Consider the following 20,520-nt stretch of genomic DNA (forward strand, 5'->3'; position numbering starts at 1 on the left):
ATCAGATTTTATTTTCTCTCACCTGCCAAACTGCGTCATTCCCTGCAACGACGCAAAGACGCAACGAGTTTCTCGCAGTCCCGATAGAGCCATCGGGACAAAGGAGCAATGACGCGGCGGATGACTTTCAAAAATCTGTGAGCCACTGTTTTCATGGGATATGCTATTTTTGACAAATGCAATCATTCCGGTATCTATTATTGATCCCACTATTGGCACTATTGTTTTCCTGTTCCTCTGCGAGAAAAAGCCGGCGAACAAATGTGCTCACGGGCAGTACCGTTGAAACGATTCCAGCAACTGAATCTAAAACACCACCGGAAAACAATAATTACTCCGGACCTGTGCGTTCTTTAGATGTGCCTTTGGATATTGACCGGAAAGCCTTTGTAAATTATGCAAAGACTTTTTTAGGCACTCCTTATAAATACGGATCATCGAATCCGGCCAACGGGCTCGATTGTTCTGGTCTCTTATATCATATTTTTCAGCATTACCGCGTTAAGTCGCCGCGCTCCTCCTATGATTATGCAAACGTGGGCACAACTATATCGCTCAGGAAAGCATTACCCGGGGATATCATTCTATTCTCCGGTGAAAACAGCCGCCGGATCGGCCATATGGGCATCGTAACAGAGAATAAAGACATTTTGAAATTTATACATGCTCCGGGCAGCGGCACCCGGGTAACGATCACGCCCCTGTCCGGTTATTTTGAAAAACATTTTGTAAAAGTGATCCGTGTGTTGGAATAAAAAAGCCCCGAAAAACGGGGCTTTTAGAAAAAGGCACATTGTCATTAACGATCAATAGATCCTAATACTTTTTTCGAGAACGTGTTTAAAGCATCCGATTCCTTCATGCCGCTGTTCACCAGTTCGTGCACTTCAATAGCACCGCAGAGATTGGTGATCAGTTCTCCGGCCACATCAATCTCCTCATCCTTTACATTCATCTCACAAAATGCTTCCAGTACCTCCACCGTAGCCTGTAATTTTTCGGCTGGTGCCGCCTGGTATAATTTTCTAATTATTGGTAATTTCATTCGAATATTTTTTATTTTTCTTTTAATGGCCGAATGGTCCCGATAGCCATCGGGATTATCAGAATAAAAATTTTCAGTTTCTTTAAAACTGCTGAAAATTTTTATATGAACGTTTCATTAAACAATTCATTTAAAGATGCAGCCTGGTTGGTTTGCACCTGGTTTATTAATTGGCCGTTTTTAAATGCCGCAAAAGTGGGCAGGTTATCAACCTTTGCCAGTTTTCTTGATTCAGGAAATTTTTCGGCATCTACATAAAAGAAAGCGGTAGCTTCATTTTCGCTTGCCAGTTTTTTAAATTTCGGCTTCATGATCCGGCAATTGCCGCACCAGCCTGCACCGTATTGTACCATTACCGTTTGATTATCGGCCACCAACTGTTCTAAATTATCTTCGTTTATTTCTGTATACATTCTTTTCTTTTTTAATTTTCGCTAAAATAAGCGGCAACGCCTTCGCGATCGGCATTCATTGCTTTTTTACCCTCTTCCCAGTTTGCGGGGCATACTTCGCCGTATTGCTGAACATGTGTATAAGCGTCGATCAAACGCAGGTATTCCTGTACATTCCGGCCGAGCGGCATATCGTTTACGCTTTCATGAAATACTTTACCTTCTTCATCGATGAGGTAAGTAGCGCGATAGCTCACATTAGAACCGCTCAATTTTACTTCATCCGTTGCTTCATCAATAACATAGTCTGCGTCCAGGATATCCAACTCACCGGCAAGATACCGGTGCGTATCCGCAAGGATGGGATAGGTAACACCTTCAATACCGCCGTTATCTTTGGGGGTGTTCAGCCATGCAAAATGCACTTCCGCTGTATCGCAGGAAGCACCGATAATTATTGTGTTTCTTTTTTCAAACTCAGGAAGCGCTTCCTGAAAAGCGTGTAATTCTGTTGGGCAAACAAAGGTAAAATCCTTTGGATACCAGAACAGCAACACTTTCTTTTTATTTTCTACTGCCTCTTTGTATACATCAATCTTTAAATTGTCGCCCATATCGGACATTGCATCAATTGCTACACTGGGGAACTTCTTTCCTACTAATGCCATAACACTTTTATTTTTTTGATTTATAATTTAGATTTACATTGCTTATTGCGCCGCAAAGCTACCACAAAATAAAAGGTGGAGCAAGTGATAGTTTCTATAGGCAATAGATAAAATCTATATGATAAAAATTATCATAGATTATTGGCAGATCAGCCACTAATGCACGAATATTATAAAAGAATAATCTGGTAAAGGGTTGATGAGAAAAACGCCAACTGATGATTAGCCTGGAGCCGCCAGGTTTTTGGCCTAGCATATATTCGATATAAAATTCCCGCAGATCGCGCGGATTGCCGCAGAAGAACAAAGCTCATCTGCGCTTCGCCATTGGGAGATCTGCTATTCCGCGGGCCAATAATTGACAATGGACTGGAAATATGGAAAAGCTTTATTTTTTTAATCTCAGCGCTTTACCGCTTTCATACTTTATCAGCCAAAAGACACTTTTTGTCAGCCCAACATTTTCAATAAGAAAAAACCCGGCGCTAACCGGGTTCGTAATTTTTTTAAACCTAAAAGAGTTTACCATCGTGCAATTACGGTAACACCTCCAACGGCGACATCCCCGATCTTAACATTGATCTGCGCATCTAGTGGTAATAGCAGGTCCACTCTTGACCCAAACTTAATAAACCCCATTTCTTCATTTTGTTTTACGGTAGCCCCAACTTTGTTGTAGTTCACAATCCGTTTGGCCAGGGCGCCTGCAATCTGTTTGGTCAGCACTTCCCTACCGCTGCTATGCCGGTATACATTGGAATGCCGTTCATTTTCGGTGGAGGATTTCGGATGCCAGGCTACAAGATACTTTCCCTTATGATATTGATCGTACACAATTTCCCCGTCTACAGGGTTGCGGTTAACGTGTACATTCAGCGGGCTCATAAAGATAGACACCTGAATACGCCGGTCTTTAAAATATTCATCTGCCTCGACCTCTTCAATAACCACCACTTTTCCATCGCAGGGCGCTATAACCGCATTTGCATCAACCGTATAGTTCCGTGCAGGAATGCGAAAAAAGGAAATAATCAGTCCGTATACTACAATCAGTGCCAATTCAAGGATCCAGAAAATTGCCGGTACTTGCTGAAACAAAAAATAATACAGCACAAAACTCAGGATCAAAAAAAGAACCGTGCTGATCGCGATAGTAGCTTTCCCCTCTTTATGTAACGTCATTTATTTGCTTTTAGGCTGCGAAACTACGACAAACGGGGCACAAACCTATGAGGTCTTGCGAGACCTCATAGGTTTGTGTTATTATTGCTCCAAAACCTGGAATGTAATCGGCTGTTTCCGGTAGGCCTTTACCGGATAGCCATTCTGAATAGCTGGTTTCCATTTCCCCGATTTTTTGATCACACGGGTTGCCTCCTCCCCCATTCCGAAACCAGGGTCTTTCAATACTTTAATATCGCTTACCGTTCCGTCTGCAGCAACTACAAACTGCACGATCACCTGGTAATTTCCGGGAGTAGCGCCGTTGTCAACCGCTCCGTCCGCGCGCAGATTGGTAGATAAATAGCGTTGCCAGTCCCCGGGGTATTCTGCTTCCTTCTCAATTCGTTCAAACCGATTTGCCTCCTTTTCCTTTGGTTTTATATCAAGAATGGCCTTACCATCCAGGTCTCCCGGCGGCATCGCAATATTTCCGGCCTTATCGCCTTTAATATTCTCCGTTCCGATTTTTACATCCACCAGTTCCGTTTGTGCAGGAGGAGGATCTGTAACCAGTTTATCGGGCGTAATTTTTGGAATCACAAATATCTTCGTCTCAATTTTTTTGGGTTCCATTTGTTTTGGAAGCGTTGGTGGTGGCGGTTCCACTTTTTTAGGCTCCTCAATTTTTTCTATAGTAAGATCGGGGCTAATAATAGGCCGAGCAGCAATCTTTTTCTCCTCAGGCTTTATTAAAGCAACACTTACAGCTAGTCCCAATAATACACCCGTTGCGAGCAGCGCTTTTAACAGGCGCTTAGGATAAGTAGCCCGAAGCTCATACGCGCCGTAGACTTTATTTCTTCCGTCAAAAAGAATATCCAGCAGACTGGAAGAAAGAATTTTTGTTTGTTCCATAATTGATATTTTTTAATTATTAAAAGGCATGGGGGATCCGTTTTCTGAAAAACCGTTTTCAGAATTATTAATAGATGCAAAAAATTATTTAAGGGATCCGTTTCGCTTCATCCGCGGTCGGTGTTATTAGCGCGTATCGTCCAATCCGGTTAATCGTCATTTCATCCAGCACATTTACAATTGTTTTGTAGTTAGCATTCTTACCAGGCTTGATCAGGACCATTAATTTGCTTTGTCTGCAGTCGTCCGGCGATCGTTTTTCCGCCGCTGCCTTTGCCTCGCAGGCGGCATCCGGGATATAGGCAGCCATTACTTCTTTTTTCTTACGGATCAGTGCGCTGCGCAACTCCGTAAGTGAGCCGCGATGCAGGTTAGATGCATCCGGCTTCAGGGTTTCTTCATAGTAGGCAACGGCCCCGTTATCTCCAACAAGGATGGTAAATGCACCCGAAGCAGCCGTAGTGATGGGTGGTCCGTCTTTTGGCATGAACAGATCCGTTGTGGCCGGTTCACTCATGGTTGATGTATAAATAAAGAATGTGATCAGCAGAAAACCCAAATCCACCATTGGCGTCATATCGATTCTCAGACTCGGGCTCCTGAAAGCCTTTCTCCTGTTGCGTTTGCTGCTGACTGGCCGTGCAACCGTTTCTATGCTGTCCATAGCTGGTGTGTTTCCCTATTAGATACGGCTCCTCTATTTTTCCATAAAAGTTTAAAAAAAATTGTGTCCATTAAATATTCAGTGGCTTAAAAAATAGCAACCGCAATAATCGTCATTCCGAGCAGACTGAAAGGGAGCGAGGAATTTTGCCCTAATGACAACGAGATTCCTCGGCAGCTTCGATTCGATAGTTATCGGATGACGTTCAAAAAACTACCTTTGTCAAAAAAATGAGTGCTTACTTCGAAGATGAAATTTTTGAGCAACAGGGTTTTATTAAAACCGGCGATTATGAAGGCTGTAGTTTTAAGAATTGTGATCTTTCAAAAGCCAACCTGTCCGGTACCAATTTTATCGACTGCCGGTTTGAAAATTGTAATTTAAGCGGGGCGGTTATTGTAAAGACCAGCTTCCAGGAAACGGTTTTCAGCAATTGCAAAATGCTGGGGTTGCACTTTGAAGATGCTAATACTTTTTTGTTTACACCTCAATTCGGGGATTGCGCATTAACGCTTTGCTCTTTTTATGGTGTAACCCTAAAAAACGCCGGCTTTACGAATTGCATTTGCCATGAAGCGGACTTTACCGATGCAAACTGCAGCGGCATTGTTTTCAACAACTGTGACTTTCTTCATGCCAAATTTGAAAATACCAACCTGAAGAAAGCCGATCTGCATACGGCTTTTAATTATTCAATAGACCCTGAAGGAAACAAGATAAAAAAAGCAAGTTTTTCTTTTCCGGCGGTGAGCGGGTTGCTGGATAAATATGATATTAGGATTGATTAGATGTTGGCTACATGCTTTAATTATTGGTGGGACAAGAGAGACATGGGCGACAGTTGGCCGCAATAAAAAAGACCAGGAATGATCGCTGGCCTTTTTTAATTTGTTAGGGTATTTTTATTTTCCCGTCCAGGTATTATTAGAACGATCCCAGTCGTACATTTTTTTATCAGGATCAATTGTTACCTCACTGATAGGGTTCGTCGTAGATACGTCAAAATGATAGGTGCTGCCCCGCTGCCATATTTCAACCGGCAGGGTTATGGTTTGTTGCGTACCGTTGTTCTCTTTCACCAAAACGGTAACAGGCATGGGCATTTGTTGCAGGTTCTCAATGGTGATGGTAGCCCCATTTGCCGGTATGCCGTCCTTATACTTTACACTTTGTACTGCCTGGTCGATCTTCCAGTTGTTAAATACCCAACCCCGCCAGAACCAGGACAGATCTTCTCCGCCTACATTTTCCATCGTACGGAAGAAATCCCAGGGAGTAGGATGTTTAAACGCCCAGCGGTTGATATATTCGCGAAACGCAGCATCAAAGCGCTTTTCACCCAAAACGGTGTTACGCAAGGCATGCAACATTAAGGAAGGCTTTAAATAAGCCGCCACGCCAAGGTTGCGCTGCTGGATCACATCGGGTTCTGTTAACAGCACATCCATTTTATCATTAAAGACCATGCGTACCATTTGCTGATTCGTAGGATCGCCAAAAAAGCTTTGCTCTTTAAATTCGCCGTTATGAAAATTAGCAGTAGACAGATCATTAATATAGGTATTGAAGCCTTCATCCATCCAGGCATATTTACGTTCATTGCTGCCGACGATCATCGGGAACCAGGTATGTCCGAACTCATGGTCCGTTACGCCCCAAAGGTCTGTACCTGTTGATTTGTAGCTGCAAAAAACAATACCCGGATATTCCATTCCGCCCACGATACCGGCCACATTTGTTGCTGCAGGATAAGGAAATTCAAACAATGCTTTTGAATAAAATTCGATAGCGCCTTTCACCATTTCGGTACTGCGCTGCCAGCCATTATTACTGATGCTTTCAACAGGATAAGCACTTAACGCCAATGATTTTTTTCCGCTGGGCAAATTAATTTTGGCGCCGTCCAGCACGAAGGCCCTTGAAGCGCCCCAGGCTACATCCCGTGCATTCTGTATTTTAAAACGCCAGGTGGTAGTACCTTTTTTCGCACTGATGCCGCCCTTGCCGATCTCGTCCGCGCTGCGGATCATCACCGTTTTATCACTGTTCTTTGATTCTGCATAGCGTTTTGCTTCTTCAGCCGTAAAACATTCTGCGGGATTTAATAATTCACCGGACCCGACAATGATCATATTTGCCGGTGCGGTTACATTAAAATTAATGTCCCCATATTCCAGGTAAAATTCACCTTGGCCTAAATACGGCAACAGGTTCCAGCCCTGTACATCATCATACACGGCCATGCGGGGAAACCACTGTGCAATCTCGTAGATCCATCCGTTCTTTGTATTCAGCCGCCCCATACGGTCGCTTCCATATTCAGGCACTTTAAATGAATACTCTATCGTTAGCTTTAGCCTTCCTCCGCTTGATTTTAACGCATTACTCAGCCAAACCTGTGTACGGGTGTCGGCAGTATTATACTTTGGTGTATATTTTTTACCGCCTTCTTCTACCGACATAGATGTAATTACGTCCCCATCGGTAAATGATGCATTGGCCCAACGGCCGCCGGCAGCCGTTGTAGTGGCTGTAGCTCGGGAATCTTTGCGATAAATGTTCTGATCCGTTTGCAGCCACAAAAACTTCAGGTTATCCGGACTATTATTGGTGTACATAATTTCTACCTTTGCTGTAACGGTATGGTTTGTTGTATCCAGTTTACTAGTGATGTTATAGTCCGCCCGGTTTTGCCAGTATTTAGGACCCGGTTCGCCAGAAGCACTCCGGTATTCATTTCCTGCCGAAGGGTAAAAAAAAGGTGCAAAAGCCTCGGTGTTGCTGTATTTGGATTGAGCAAAAGCACTGAACGACACGATAGCCGAAATTGCCAACAGGCTGATCTTCTTCATATTACAAATTTTAAGCCTGTGAAAATAGCAAATTAACTCCTGTTTTGCGCGTTTTGAGCACAAAAAGGGATAAGCGGCGGGATGAACAAGCCTACCGATTCACCAGTTTCATAGAACCTTCGCTGTAACGCGCGCCGGTATTGGGGTATTTTTTAAGCAGGGTGTCAATAGCATCCAGATCGCTTTGCGTCAATAGCAGGTCCACTGCGGCGGCGTTCTCTTCCAGGTATTTTCTTTTTTTAGTACCGGGAATAGGAATGATGTCCTGCCCCTGCGCCAACACCCAGGCCAATGCTAACTGTGCCGGCGTACATTGCTTGTCTTTTGCCAGGGCTGCAAAGCCGCTTACCAATTGGTTGTTATTTTCAGCAGCAGCCTGCTGGTAGCGTGGTAAGGTGCGCCTGAAGTCGTCCGCCGCCAGTGCTTGTGTATTAAGCGTGTTGGTAACCAGTCCGCGCGCCAATGGCGAGTATGGCACTAATGCAATACCCAGTTCCCGCACCGTATCGAGTATTTCACCCTCTACATCCCGGCTCAATAAAGAATATTCACTTTGCAACGCCGCAATGGGGTGCACCGCTTGAGCTTTACGAATAGAGGCAGCAGAGGCCTCGCTCAGGCCCAGGTAGCGTACTTTGCCTTGCTTCACCAGGTCTGCCATAGCACCTACCATTTCCTCCACCGGTACGTTAGGGTCGATACGATGCGCATAGTACAAATCAATGGTATCAATTTTCAGGCGCTGCAAACTCTTGTCCACGGCCTGTTTCAGCCATTCCGGCCGGCCATCAAAATAAGTCCCGGGGCTGGTGCTAGAGCCCGCAATCCCGTCCCTGAACCGGAAGCCAAATTTGGTGGCGATAAAAACCTTATCCCGGTTGGGCACCAGCACTTTTGAAATCAGCTCTTCGTTGGCACCGTTGGCATACATATCTGCCGTGTCCCAAAAGTTAATGCCCAGGTCTAAGGCTTTGTGCAATGTTGCAATGCTTTCCGCATCGTCAGTAGGGCCATAGGCAAAACTCATGCCCATGCAGCCCAGGCCGATGGCGGATAATTGTTCTCCTGTTTTTCCAAGTGTTCTGTATTGCATAAAATTTATTTTTTGAAAAGATAATAGATCATGGTTCATAGTTCATAGGCGTCTCTAACTATGAACCATTAACTATAAACTATGAACTAATGGCCACCCCTTGCAACATAGCACAAGAGTGCGACGCAAGATTGCTGATAGTAGTACTGCAGCCGACCCAATAAAAAAAGTCAAAAAACTATCGCCGCTCCAAATGCCGCTTTAGTAAGAATTGTAAAATAAAAAACGCCAGGAAGCCCATCACCAGGTACGCATAGCCGATACCCTCCTGCGAGCGGGGATGCAGGACGCCCACCACCGTATAACTGGCCACCGCGGTAATAATATAGGTGGAGCCGCCGGTAAGTCCGCTGGTGAGCCCGGCCATTTGAGGAAAGGCACCCAAACAATACGCGAAATAATTATTGAAAATGAGCCCTACACAAACATGAATAAAGAAAGCAAAAAATAACAACGAATAAAGATTGTGCAACAGGAAAGCTGATGTGATCATGGCAACGGTAACGGCGATCTGAATAGCATTGCTCAGCCGGATCTTTGGGAGGAAAGCCTTATGCAGACTGGCTTTGCCGATAAAGCCCCCGGCCATCCAGGCAAGGCCCATAAACAACGCGCTATAGCCCGCCACCACTGAAGAATACTGCATTTCATGCTCAATAATAAAAGCGCCGGAAAGGCCAAAAACCATCGTAGTGCCATAGCAAAGCCCGGAAATCAACAGGCCGCAAACAAACATACGATCCTTAAGCATGATCTTATAATCCCGCAACATTGCAGACAACCGGAAGGGGCGGTATTCCGGTACCGTTTCGCCGGCAAACACCCATTCCAGCACCAGCATCACCGCGGCATACACCGCCAGCATATAAAAATTTGCCTGCCAGTTAAAAAACTGTTGCAGGTAACCACCGATAAAAGGCGCCATCACCGGCGCTGCGGACCATACGATCGACATCAGGCTGAGGTAGTGCTTACGCTCGGCTCCCTCATACACGTCTACAAAAAAAGCGCGCTTGGCCACTATGATAAAGCCTGCGGTGATCCCCTGTACCACCCTCATGGCATAGATCCATTCGATCTGATGCGTGGAAACAATAACAAGGTTACTTATAATAAATACAGCCAGTGAAAAAAGCGTTAGCCGGAACCGTCCGAAGCTATCGATAAGGCTGCCCGTAATAAATTGTGAAAGCCCATAGCTGATTAAAAAAAGTGATAAGGTTAACTGGATGCTGGCCTGCGACTGGTGCAGGTCCTGCGCCATATGCGGCATGGAAGGGATATAAATATCCGTGATCAACCCCGATAAGGGGATCAGCAAAAATGCGATGATGGTAGCCGCTTTTTTATTTCCTGTTGCTAACCGCTTTACTCCTGTCATTTGTATTCCTGTAATGGTGTCTGCCTGCATTTGTTCCTTCATTTGCGACAGCAAAAATAGAGCAATGTTTCTGTTTTACAGTTACCCCGGCCAAACCAATACTTACAAAAATCAAACAATTGATTTTCGAAGGGCAGCCGGGCTTTGTCCGGTTTTTTTCTTATAAAAATTAGTAAAATGGGCCGGATACTCAAACCCAAGGCTGTAGGCTATTTCCGAAACATTCCAATCTGAATGTACCAGCAGCGCCTGCGCTTCTTTTAAAATACGATCAGAAATAAGCGTGGAAGTCGTTTTACCCGTAGCTTCTTTTACCGATCGGTTCAGGTGGTTCACGTGCACCGACAACTGGTGTGCATAATCCTGCGGCGCCCGTAGCTGCACGGTGCGATCCGGTTCATCAATAGGAAACTGCCGTTCCAGCAGCTCCAGGAACAGGTTGGTAATGCGCGCGCCAGCGTTCGACTGCTGTTCAAATTTATCGGCCGCGCACCATTTCATTGCCTCGTGAATGATGAGATGCAGGTAATTGCGCAGCATGCTGAATTTATGCACGTAGTCCGACTGCATCTCCTGTTCCATCTTGCGAAAGATGGCGCTTATTTCCTGCTGCTGCTCGTCGTTTAAAAAATAAACTGGGCGCGCACCGGTTTTAAAAAGTGGCGTATCCTGCAGGCTGGAAGTCCGCTTATCGGGCAAAATAAAATCTTCCGTAAACAGGCAAAACCATCCTTTTTGCACAACAGATTCCGCCTCCCAGGAATACGGGATCATAGGATTGGAGAACATTAATGCCGGGCGATCGATATAGATCCATTCATTCGCATAATGCAATTTGCCGGTTCCGATAATATAAGATACCTTATAAAAATCGCGCCGCGTATAATTCGTTACCAGGGAGCAATGATCCCTCGTAAAAATATTAAAATGCCCCAGGCCCAAACCCACATTATGCAGCGAAAGCGGCGGGGTATTGCGGTTGATGCGTTTATAAAAATCACTAACTGTTTCCGTTTTGTTCATGAGACGAAGTTACGCAATTCAAATAAATATGATTATTGGGTTGCCGGTCCCGAAAAACGATCCCGCAGGTGTTGTTTGCCGCCCGCAGTAACAAAGTATATAACAAGGAGGAGCCTGCCTTTATGCTGAATATGTTTAAAGCCATTAGGTCCGTAATGCTTGCAGCGCATGAATTATACCGGCAAAAGAAACACAGCCTCTTAAAAATTACGCCAGAGCAATCCCTGGATGGGCCGCTGTACGCCCCGCCCGGCGCTCATTGCGCAGAATGGCAGCGCACACCCAAGACCTTGGCTGTAAAAGAATATGAAAATCCGCTTTGGGTGTTCCGGCGTTTTTTTAAATACCAAAATATTTTAGAATGGAAGAGGACTATAGATCAGGTACTGGATTATGCGCTATCGCACGATACAAAGGATTGTGCGCTTGATCTGTTAAAAATATATTTGCATCTAATCCGGCTGATGGAGGCGGCGCACCTGGAAGCGCGCCAAGACCTGTGAGGTTTTGAACCTGTTCGCCGTGGCGGAAACCTCACAGGTCTCGAAAAAGCTGCTCCGCAGGCGCTACACTTTCGGGCTTGCCCACATCAATCCAGCGATCGGCATGGTGCTGAAACCCTTTTATAGTATGCGTTTTCGCCAAATGCAGATACAGGTCTATCAACGAAAACTTGCCGGTAAACGGAATATGATCGAACACCTCGTATTCAAAAACCACTACACAATCGTACGATTTTTGAATGAGCGTATTCGCCGGTCGCGCAATTTTTTCTTCTCCTGTTGAGATATTTCGCCAGCCGCATAAAGTATTGTTTTCGTCGAACAACAAATAGCGGGAGGTTTTACGATCCCCCACTGCCAAGGAAATTAAAGGTTTGTTGGCCTCATGAAAAGCAATCAGCTGACTAATATCCAGGTCTGTAAGAATATCGGCATTACAGGTAATGAATTTTTCTCCGGGTGTAAATAAATGCTTTGCTTTTAATAACCCGCCACCGGTTTCTAGCACCGCATCGGTTTCATCACTGATAGTAATTTCACTGCCCCAGCCTTTATGCTCTTTAATGGCTTCAATAATCTGATCCGCAAAATGATGCACATTCACCACCAGGTGCTTAATGCCGTATTGCTGTAAATATTCCACATTCCGCTGCAATAAACTCTTCCCGTTGATCACCGCCAAGGCCTTGGGATGCTGATCCGTCCAGGGTTTGAAGCGGGTGCCCAGGCCGGCGCAAAAGATCATGCCACGCAGGCCCCCGGCCCCCGAAGGGGAAGGCCGGCTGTTTATAGTTGATAGTTCATTGTTCATAGTTATCATTCGTTTTGTTATATCAATTAGGCATTAAAAGAACACTGTCAGCCTGACAAATAGAGGAAATTAAGTTCTTTGGAATGACAAATTATTATTTGCGCCGTCACCTCGAGTGGAGTCCCGAAAGCATTCGGGACGGAACCGAGAGGTCTCTAGCTTTTGCAGAGATTCCTCCGCTCGTTTTGCTTTAGGGCCAAAACTTCGGTCGGAATGACGTTCCTTATACAGATTCATTTTCAATAATTTGCAGCACTTGGCATTAACAGCCTGACATACCCTTATTTGATGCAAATAAATCACTCATTACTGCAATCTGCCACACATTCAAGCTCTCAAATTTGAATGCCATATCATAAGTTTTATCGGATTATACCGCATTTTTCAGGACGTAAAACCATGGGCCATCGACCATGAGCTATCGACTCTAATTGACCCAATTCTTCGTATCCTGTACCCAATGATTCAACTCAACCTGCACTTTAAACTTATTCTTCAAATGTCGTGCTAACGCATCAGCGGCGTATACGCTCCGGTGCTGGCCGCCGGTACAGCCAAAGCTGACCATCAGGCTGCTGAAATTGCGCTTTATAAAATCCTCCACCGTTATATCCACCACATCAAAAACACTATTGATAAACTCCGGCATTTTTGTTTGCTGTTCCAGGTATTGGATTACTTCCTTATCCCGGCCGGTTTTTGTTTTCATGCTTTCGATTCTGCCAGGGTTCAAAATGCCCCGGCAATCAAAAACAAAGCCGCCGCCGTTTTCACTATCTGTAGCCGGTAATCCTTTTTTGAAAGAGAAGCTGGAGATCTTTACCACCAGCGGGGTTTCGGCGGTTGCCTGCACCGGTGTAAACTCGTTTATAATTTCGTCCGAAATGCAAAGCTGCAGCACTTTTGTAAATTCCGGAACAGAAATGCCCATTTCATTTTTTGTAATAAAAGACTTTAAATTCCGCAGCGCTAGCGGAATGCTGGTAAGAAATTGAGCCTTGCGTTCAAACAATCCGCGGAAACCATAGGCGCCCAATACCTGCAGCAAACGAATTAACACATACCCGTTATACTGACTTACAAAAACACTCTTGTTCAAAGGCCGGTCCAGCAAGGGTTCTAACGCCGCTATATAATCTGCCAAAAGATTTTCTTTCCAGTCATTAGATAAATTTGCCCGGGCCTGCCACAGCAAAGAGGCCACATCGTATTGAGGCGCTCCTTTCATGCCACCCTGGTAATCTATAAAATGCACAGAGCCGTCCTCCATCACCTGTATATTGCGACTTTGATAGTCGCGCATCATAAAGAACTTATAGTCTGTATGCGTTAAGTAAGTGCTCAGCGCTTCAAAATCATCGATCAGGTCCTGTTTATTATAAGGTCTTCTTAAGGCATCTAAAAAATAATATTTAAAATACAGCAGGTCCGCCATGATGGCCTGCTTGCCAAATTCTTTATTGGTAAGGCACTTGTCATAATCGAGTCCTTTGTCGCCCAGCACCTGCACGCGGGCTAGTTCATGCAAACTTTTTTTATAGAGCTGGTACACGGCATCCGTTTCTCCCCCTTGCTCCAAATGATTGATCAGGGATATGGTGCCAAAATCTTCCTGTAAATAATAAGCGCGATCCGCGCTGATGGCCAGGATATTAGCAACAGGAAGGTTTTTCTTCTGAAATTCCTCAGAAAAATAAAAAAACGATTCGTTCTCTTTAATGTTAGCGCCATAGGTGCCGATGGTCGATTTACCGTTTTTCCAGATGCGGAAATACCGGCGTTCACTGCCTGCCTGTTGTAAAATATCAATTTCATCGGGGGCCTGGCCGCACCATTTTATGAATAGGTCTGTAATTTGATCGAGTTTATCCTGCATCGGACAAAAATAACCAAATCGAACTCATCCAACATAAGTTTCCCGCTGATGTTCGCAGATTTTTCGCGCTGATTTGCGCTGAAGTTTCTTTTTTGTGTCATCTGCTGGCTGCAATATATTCAGGAGCTCAAGAGTGTGACACAAGAAAGACGCCATTTATGCTGCAGCCGGGTCAATAAAATAAACCATTACCAACTGCCGCTGGCGCCACCACCGCCACTGCTACCCCCGCCGCCGGAAAAACTGCTGCTACTGCTGGACGAGGAGGAGGATGAAGACCAGGAGCTGGAATCTGAAGAGCTCCATCCGCTGCTGCTGCCGGTTGAACCGCCGCTAAACCCGTTTTTGATGCCGCTGATAATGGCAAAAATAAAAATGCCCGCAAAGAAGAGCCCGAAGAGGCCAAAGACCCCGAACGCCACAACATCTGCTCCAAATATTTTTCCGATTGCTATCAGAAGTAAAGCGATGGCCACCAGCACTAATGCGGCAATTCGTGCTTTTCTGTAACGTGCCACTGCATAGCCCCCAAAAGTGGGAAAAGGCACCATCATAAACAAGGCCAGGAGTACCGGATTTTTTCCCATAAGTGCCCCAAGGACAAGCCCTGCCACCAACAGCAATGCCAGAGTTTTAAAACCTATAAGTTCCCGGCCATAAAGCACGCCGCATATGACGGAAAGCAGGATCAAAAAAATAAATACGCGCCCGTCCCGGGTAACATGCCGGGCAGGCTGCGCTTCATCTGCTGTCTTCAGGTTTTGCTTCATAGCTTCCGAAGCCGACCCATCCAGCAAGGAACGGATGGACCCGACAGCCGCGTTCAATCCATCGTAAAAAGCATCGTCTTTAAAATAGGGTTTCATATCGCGGTTGATAATACCATCCGCCATTAAATCCGTTATAGTGCCTTCCAGGCCATACCCCACTTCGATCCGCATTTTATGATCCTCTTTAGCCACCAGGATCAAAACACCATCGTTCTGTTCTTTTGACCCGATCTTATTTTCCCGGAACAGCACCGTGGCATACTCCTCAACCGACTGGCTTCCGGTAGTGGGAAGCATTACGATGACCACCTGGCGTCCCGTGTTTTGTTCGATGGCATACAACTGATCATCCAGACTTTTCTTTTCCGTATCGGATAAGGTGTTGGTCAAATCGGTAGTGCGGGTGCTGATCTTTATTACATCCTGGGCAGCTACGCTCCCGATGTTTGAAAAAACAAACAGCAGGATAAAGAGATTGCGTAAAAAATGGAGCCGGTTAGCTTTATTTGTTGTATTCATTGAGCGCATGTGTTTTTGCTTTTCCAAATCGGTCTGGTATGATGGTCGCCTTAAAGTTAATATCAATGCGCCCATTTAACAAAAGCGCGGTCTATTTTTTGTACCTTAGCCTAAACGATTTTTTATGGCAGTAATTTTACCGGTAGAAGGAAAACACCCGCAAATTGGCGCCGATTGCTTTGTTGCGCCGAATGCAACCATTGTGGGGGACGTAATAGCAGGTGATGCCTGCAGTTTCTGGTTCAACACCGTGGTGCGCGGAGATGTGAATTCCATACGGATCGGCAACAAAGTAAATATACAGGACGGGGTGGTTATTCATTGTACGTATCAAAAGACAACTACCACCATTGGCAACAATGTTTCAATTGGTCATAATGCGATTGTGCATGGCTGCACCATCCACGACAATGTATTGGTAGGCATGGGCGCTATTATTATGGATAACGCAATAGTGCAAAGCGATTGTATTATTGCGGCCGGCGCGCTCATCCTGGAAGGTACGGTTTGTAATGCCGGCGGTGTTTATGCCGGTGTGCCGGCCAAAAGGGTAAAGGAAATTTCTTCTGATTTGTTGAATGGAGAAATCAACCGCATTGCAAACAACTATATAAAGTATGCGAGCTGGTTTGAGGAGGCCAATGAAGCCGATCAGTATTCGAAGAAATAGAAGTGATTTTTTGCCGGTAAGGCGGCGAGACGGCAAGTTTTAAAAGATCGAAGAACAACCCTTCCCGCCTTTTCGATTTCCCGGCTCATAATCTGCTTGCGGATTTTTGGCCTGCTGCATTCTCCTACAGCCAGGCAGCGCCAACTATTTAATAGTATCTGTAGAAAAAAAATCAAACCAATATCTTTCGTTACTATCAAACAATATCTTTTGCCGGCAACAAACAATATTTGATTGCTATAACAAAAGACCTATAGCTAATCTAATAACTCTTATTCTCCAGGCTCTCCAATATATTCAGATAACTGATATACCGCTCTTCATAGATCGCGCCGTCGGTTACCGCCTGCTTAATGGCGCAATGGGGCTCATTTACATGTATGCAGTTATTATATTGGCATTGGTGCAGCCGCTCCCGCATTTCGGGAAAATAATGGGACAGCTCTTCTTTTTTCAGGTTGGTGATGGCCAGCTCGCGGATACCCGGGGTGTCAATAATTCTACCTCCATCCGGCAGGTCATACATATTAGCAAAGGTGGTGGTATGCATTCCCTTCCCGCTCCAGCCGCTCACATCCTGGGTTTTAATCCGCTCGCCCGGGAGCAGGGCATTGACAAGGGTAGATTTCCCTACGCCACTATGTCCGCTGACGAGCGTTGTTTTATTTTGCAGCAATTGGTGCAGTACTTCCAGTCCTTCCGCTTTTTCAACACTAACCGCATGTACGGCGTAGCCTAAAGCTTCATACATTTTGGCTAGTTCCTCATACTTCTTCCATTCCTTTTCCCGGTAAATATCCGTCTTGTTAAACAGCACGATCGCCGGCACATGATACATTTCACATACCACTAAAAACCGGTCGATAAATCCCTGGGAAGTACGCGGCTCCTTTAAGGTAGCGATCAATACTGATTGATCGAGGTTGGCCGCAATAATATGCTGCTGGTATTTTACACGCGGCGACTGCCGGTTGATGTAATTATTCCTGGGAAAAATTTCGGTGATCAAGGCGGTTCCTTCCCCGCTTGCTTCCAGTTCAATCCCCACCCAGTCACCAACGGCTAACGGGTTCGTACTGGTAATATCGTCAATTTTAAATACCCCTTTCATCCGGGCATTATGAAACTGCCCCGCTTCGTCTTTAACGGTGTACCAGCTCCCGGTAGATTTATAGACTAAAGCCTTCAAGGTTTAAAGTTCAAGGTCTCAGGTTCAAGGTTTAAAGACACACCTCAAACCTCAAACAAAATTATACGCTTACTTTAAAATCGCGCAACGCATCATTCAGACTGGTTTTCAGATCCGTGCTAGGTTTGCGTTTTCCAATGATCAAAGCACAGTTTACATGGTATTCACCCGCAGGGAATTTTTTTGCATAAGAGCCGGGGATCACCACGCTTCTTGCCGGAACACGTCCTTTACCCTCGATGGGTATCGTGCCACTTACATCAATGATCTTGGTGCTCTGCGTTAATACCACATTGGCGCCTAACACCGCTTCTTTTTCTACAATAACCCCTTCTACCACAATAGAACGGCTGCCTAAAAAACATCCATCCTCAATAATTACCGGGCTGGCCTGCAAGGGCTCCAACACCCCACCAATACCTACACCACCACTCAGGTGCACGTTTTTACCGATCTGCGCACAGCTTCCTACAGTAGCCCAGGTATCCACCATGGTACCTTCGCCCACATAGGCGCCGATATTTACATAAGAAGGCATCAGCACCACATTAGGGGCCAGGTAAGCCCCATAACGCGCCACAGCATGCGGCACAGCACGAACGCCAATATCCTTATAATTTTTCTTCAGCAACATTTTATCATAGAACTCAAAGGGCGGCACGTCCCAGGTTTGCATTTGCTGAATGCCAAAGTACATCAGGATGGCCTGCTTTACCCATTCGTTTACGACCCACTTCTTTCCGTGAGGTTCCGCTACCCGTAACGCTCCTTTGTCCAATGCGGCAATAACTTCATGTACCGTCTGCTCATACTTTTTGGTTTTCAGCAATTCCCGGTCGCTCCAGGCTGCTTTTATCAGTTCTTCCATGAATATTTTACTTTGTGGCCAAAGGTAACAGAATACGATGAATAAAAGCGGATAAGGTGTTATGGATACATGACGAATACTGCATTTTACATGGTCGCTGATTGACGAGCAGAAATAGGGAATAGCGAGTAGCAAGTAGGGAGTGCTGACCGCTGTTTGTCAATTCCCCCATTTACCCCAACTTTGTCACTATGAATATTGGGTTTGATGCCAAAAGGGCCTACCATAATAATACCGGATTGGGCGTTTTCAGCCGGGTATTGATCAATCTGTTGGCGGAGCATTTTCCGCAAAACAACTATTACCTGTTCAATCCCAAACCAGGAAAATCGTTCCACCCTGTTCAAAAAAATATGCACGAAGTATTGCCAACGGCGTCGCTGCATAAGCTCTTACGCTCCTTCTGGCGCAGCCGGTGGATCACTAAAGACCTGGTGAAATACAAGCTGGATCTGTATCACGGCCTGAGCCATGAAATACCGGTAGGGATCGCAAAAACAGGCATTCCTTCTATTGTGACCATCCATGATCTTTTCCCGGAACTCTACCCCCATCAATATAAACCCATCGATACAAAGATCTACCGGGCAAAGTCGCGGTACGCCTGCACCCATGCCACAAGGATCATGGCGATCAGCGAGGAGACCAAGAGCCATATCATCCGGATCTATGGCATCCCCGCTGAAAAGATCAGTGTTATTTATCAAAGTTGCCCGCCGGCATTCGGCGTCCTCGAAACGGAAGAACGCAAAGCAGCGGTCCGGCAGCAATATAATTTGCCGGCGCAATTTTTTCTACATGTGGGCACCATCATTGAGCGCAAGAACCTGTTGAATATCTGCAAGGCCCTGCAGTTGATCCGAAGTGAAATTCCCGTTCCCTTGATAGTGGTGGGTAACGATGGGGGCTTTAAGGAAAAGGTAAAAGCTTATCTGAAAGAAGCGGACCTGGAAGACCGGGTCATTTTTTTATCGGAGCAATTAGCCCTTGCCGGCAAGAAGCCTTTTATAGCCGCGGAAGACCTGCCGGCATTGTACCAATCAGCAACAGCGATGATCTACCCTTCGTATTTCGAGGGTTTTGGTATTCCAATTGTAGAAGCGATGTCGGGCGGCGTTCCCGTGATCACTTCGAACACGTCCTGTCTGCCGGAAATAGCCGGGAATGCGGGCTGGCTGGTAAACCCGGACGCGCCGGAAGAGATGGCCGCAGGATTCCGGAAAATTTATACGGATACCGCTTTTGCTGAAGGAATGCGACAAAAAGGATTTGAAAACGCAAAGCGTTTTTTACCGGAGGTATTCGTAAACGATGTAATGGATCTGTATCTTTCAGTTTTGTAGTCATCGTCGGTGCTTCTATGCTCTTTGTTGTGTCACTCCCTTGTACTGCACAATACACTTCAACAGCTTTCATTCCAGTAAATAGTAATTCATCCATGATCAATTTTGAACAAGACCTTAAAGATTCCGTTGAAACCTTACGAAAAGGCGGCATCATCCTTTACCCAACAGATACCGTATGGGGCCTGGGTTGTGATGCTACCAATGCCGCAGCCGTGGCAAAAATTTATTCCATAAAAAAAAGAGACGATAGTAAGGCACTGATCGTGCTGGCGGCAACCGAACGGGATATTATGCAGTACACCGCTGCAGTTGACCTCAGCCTTTTTGACTATCTGGAAACCACAGAACGTCCCACAACGGTGATCTATGAGCACGGCATCGGTTTTGCAGAAAACCTCACCGCCGAAGACGGCAGTATCGCCATACGGCTTTGTAAAGACGAATTTTGCCGGTCGCTGATCAAACGCTTTGGCAAGCCCATCGTTTCCACGTCTGCAAATATTTCCGGGGAACCCACCCCGGCTAGTTTTGATGCAATTTCAACGGATATTAAAAACCAGGTGGATTATATCGTACAATACCGGCAGGACGATACTACACCGCAGCAGCCTTCTTCGATCATTCGCTGGAAAGATGGGAAAGTGGAAATAATCCGATAAAAATGAAGAATGTAAAATATTGAATAAGGAATTTAAAACTGCACTATCAAAAAACGTTTTTGGTAAATTGTAACATCAAACAATAAACCACAAACAAAAAACGAGCGTTATC

21 protein-coding genes are annotated in these 20,520 nt (G+C 45.5%); 6 read left to right on the plus strand and 15 right to left on the minus strand.

The annotated features are described in order from the left end of the window. Nucleotides 1-263: 263 nt before the first annotated feature. Nucleotides 264-755: a C40 family peptidase gene (locus NIASO_RS11545; RefSeq protein WP_008585984.1), complete on the plus strand. Its 492-nt coding sequence runs from the start codon at nt 264-266 to the stop codon at nt 753-755. A 44-nt stretch (nt 756-799) separates the two neighbouring features. Here NIASO_RS11545 and NIASO_RS11550 read toward each other — a convergent pair whose 3' ends face one another. From NIASO_RS11550 to NIASO_RS11575, 6 genes are all read right to left on the minus strand, one after another. Continuing rightward, nucleotides 800-1,045: a DUF6952 family protein gene (locus NIASO_RS11550; protein WP_008585986.1), complete on the minus strand. Its 246-nt coding sequence runs from the start codon at nt 1,043-1,045 to the stop codon at nt 800-802. Nucleotides 1,046-1,146: 101 nt separating this feature from the next. Next, nucleotides 1,147-1,458, minus strand: a complete 312-nt coding sequence (locus tag NIASO_RS11555; protein ID WP_008585988.1) for a thioredoxin family protein — start codon at nt 1,456-1,458, stop codon at nt 1,147-1,149. An 11-nt stretch (nt 1,459-1,469) separates the two neighbouring features. Further along, complete coding sequence (locus NIASO_RS11560) at nt 1,470-2,105, minus strand: peroxiredoxin (protein ID WP_008585989.1); 636 nt, start codon at nt 2,103-2,105, stop codon at nt 1,470-1,472. A gap of 522 nt (nt 2,106-2,627) precedes the next feature. Then, on the minus strand, nt 2,628-3,287 hold the full coding sequence (locus NIASO_RS11565) for a phosphatidylserine decarboxylase family protein (protein ID WP_008585992.1): 660 nt from the start codon (nt 3,285-3,287) through the stop codon (nt 2,628-2,630). Between the two features lie 81 nt (nt 3,288-3,368). Further along, nucleotides 3,369-4,184, minus strand: coding sequence for an energy transducer TonB (locus NIASO_RS11570; RefSeq protein ID WP_008585994.1), 816 nt, complete (start codon nt 4,182-4,184; stop codon nt 3,369-3,371). A gap of 88 nt (nt 4,185-4,272) precedes the next feature. Next, nucleotides 4,273-4,848 carry an ExbD/TolR family protein gene (locus NIASO_RS11575; RefSeq protein WP_008585995.1) on the minus strand — a complete coding sequence of 192 codons (576 nt, stop codon included), beginning with the start codon at nt 4,846-4,848 and terminating at the stop codon, nt 4,273-4,275. A gap of 230 nt (nt 4,849-5,078) precedes the next feature. Here NIASO_RS11575 and NIASO_RS11580 point away from each other — a divergent pair, with 230 nt between their 5' ends. Beyond that, nucleotides 5,079-5,636 (plus strand): pentapeptide repeat-containing protein, encoded by a 558-nt coding sequence (locus NIASO_RS11580; RefSeq protein WP_008585996.1) that lies wholly within the window; start codon nt 5,079-5,081, stop codon nt 5,634-5,636. Nucleotides 5,637-5,750: 114 nt separating this feature from the next. On the opposite strand, the gene NIASO_RS11585 is transcribed toward NIASO_RS11580, so the two are convergent. The 4 genes from NIASO_RS11585 to NIASO_RS11600 form a co-directional block, all read right to left on the minus strand. Continuing rightward, nucleotides 5,751-7,700, minus strand: a complete 1,950-nt coding sequence (locus NIASO_RS11585; protein ID WP_008585997.1) for a M1 family metallopeptidase — start codon at nt 7,698-7,700, stop codon at nt 5,751-5,753. A 91-nt stretch (nt 7,701-7,791) separates the two neighbouring features. Beyond that, nucleotides 7,792-8,793 carry an aldo/keto reductase gene (locus NIASO_RS11590; RefSeq protein ID WP_008585998.1) on the minus strand — a complete coding sequence of 334 codons (1,002 nt, stop codon included), beginning with the start codon at nt 8,791-8,793 and terminating at the stop codon, nt 7,792-7,794. A gap of 178 nt (nt 8,794-8,971) precedes the next feature. Continuing rightward, nucleotides 8,972-10,216, minus strand: a complete 1,245-nt coding sequence (locus tag NIASO_RS11595) for an MFS transporter (protein ID WP_211139851.1) — start codon at nt 10,214-10,216, stop codon at nt 8,972-8,974. 69 nt (nt 10,217-10,285) lie between these two features. Then, nucleotides 10,286-11,197, minus strand: a complete 912-nt coding sequence (locus NIASO_RS11600) for a helix-turn-helix domain-containing protein (protein ID WP_008586000.1) — start codon at nt 11,195-11,197, stop codon at nt 10,286-10,288. 35 nt (nt 11,198-11,232) lie between these two features. Between NIASO_RS11600 and NIASO_RS11605 the strand changes: the two genes are divergently transcribed. Continuing rightward, nucleotides 11,233-11,700 (plus strand): hypothetical protein, encoded by a 468-nt coding sequence (locus tag NIASO_RS11605; RefSeq protein ID WP_008586001.1) that lies wholly within the window; start codon nt 11,233-11,235, stop codon nt 11,698-11,700. 31 nt (nt 11,701-11,731) lie between these two features. Here the strand turns inward: NIASO_RS11605 and NIASO_RS11610 are convergent, their stop codons facing one another. The 3 genes from NIASO_RS11610 to NIASO_RS11620 form a co-directional block, all read right to left on the minus strand. Next, nucleotides 11,732-12,511 carry a nucleotidyltransferase family protein gene (locus NIASO_RS11610; RefSeq protein ID WP_245605177.1) on the minus strand — a complete coding sequence of 260 codons (780 nt, stop codon included), beginning with the start codon at nt 12,509-12,511 and terminating at the stop codon, nt 11,732-11,734. A gap of 427 nt (nt 12,512-12,938) precedes the next feature. Next, the gene (locus NIASO_RS11615; RefSeq protein WP_008586002.1) at nt 12,939-14,387 is read right to left on the minus strand and encodes a RapZ C-terminal domain-containing protein; all 1,449 of its coding nucleotides are present in this window, start codon (nt 14,385-14,387) and stop codon (nt 12,939-12,941) included. A 188-nt stretch (nt 14,388-14,575) separates the two neighbouring features. Next, nucleotides 14,576-15,676, minus strand: a complete 1,101-nt coding sequence (locus tag NIASO_RS11620) for a TPM domain-containing protein (protein ID WP_052356525.1) — start codon at nt 15,674-15,676, stop codon at nt 14,576-14,578. A gap of 124 nt (nt 15,677-15,800) precedes the next feature. On the opposite strand from NIASO_RS11620, the gene NIASO_RS11625 reads away from it, so the two are divergent. Continuing rightward, a complete protein-coding gene (locus NIASO_RS11625; RefSeq protein WP_008586006.1) occupies nt 15,801-16,346 on the plus strand; it encodes a gamma carbonic anhydrase family protein in 546 nt (181 codons plus the stop codon). Between the two features lie 262 nt (nt 16,347-16,608). Here the strand turns inward: NIASO_RS11625 and rsgA are convergent, their stop codons facing one another. Continuing rightward, complete coding sequence (gene rsgA, locus NIASO_RS11630) at nt 16,609-17,535, minus strand: ribosome small subunit-dependent GTPase A (RefSeq protein WP_008586008.1); 927 nt, start codon at nt 17,533-17,535, stop codon at nt 16,609-16,611. Nucleotides 17,536-17,596: 61 nt separating this feature from the next. After that, nucleotides 17,597-18,403: a 2,3,4,5-tetrahydropyridine-2,6-dicarboxylate N-succinyltransferase gene (locus NIASO_RS11635; protein ID WP_008586009.1), complete on the minus strand. Its 807-nt coding sequence runs from the start codon at nt 18,401-18,403 to the stop codon at nt 17,597-17,599. Nucleotides 18,404-18,594: 191 nt separating this feature from the next. On the opposite strand from NIASO_RS11635, the gene NIASO_RS11640 reads away from it, so the two are divergent. Continuing rightward, nucleotides 18,595-19,746, plus strand: coding sequence for a glycosyltransferase family 4 protein (locus tag NIASO_RS11640; RefSeq protein WP_008586012.1), 1,152 nt, complete (start codon nt 18,595-18,597; stop codon nt 19,744-19,746). 95 nt (nt 19,747-19,841) lie between these two features. Next, nucleotides 19,842-20,408, plus strand: a complete 567-nt coding sequence (locus NIASO_RS11645; protein ID WP_008586014.1) for an L-threonylcarbamoyladenylate synthase — start codon at nt 19,842-19,844, stop codon at nt 20,406-20,408. The last annotated feature ends 112 nt before the right edge of the window (nt 20,409-20,520 follow it).

Source organism: Niabella soli DSM 19437 (assembly GCF_000243115.2).
GTDB lineage: Bacteria > Bacteroidota > Bacteroidia > Chitinophagales > Chitinophagaceae > Niabella > Niabella soli.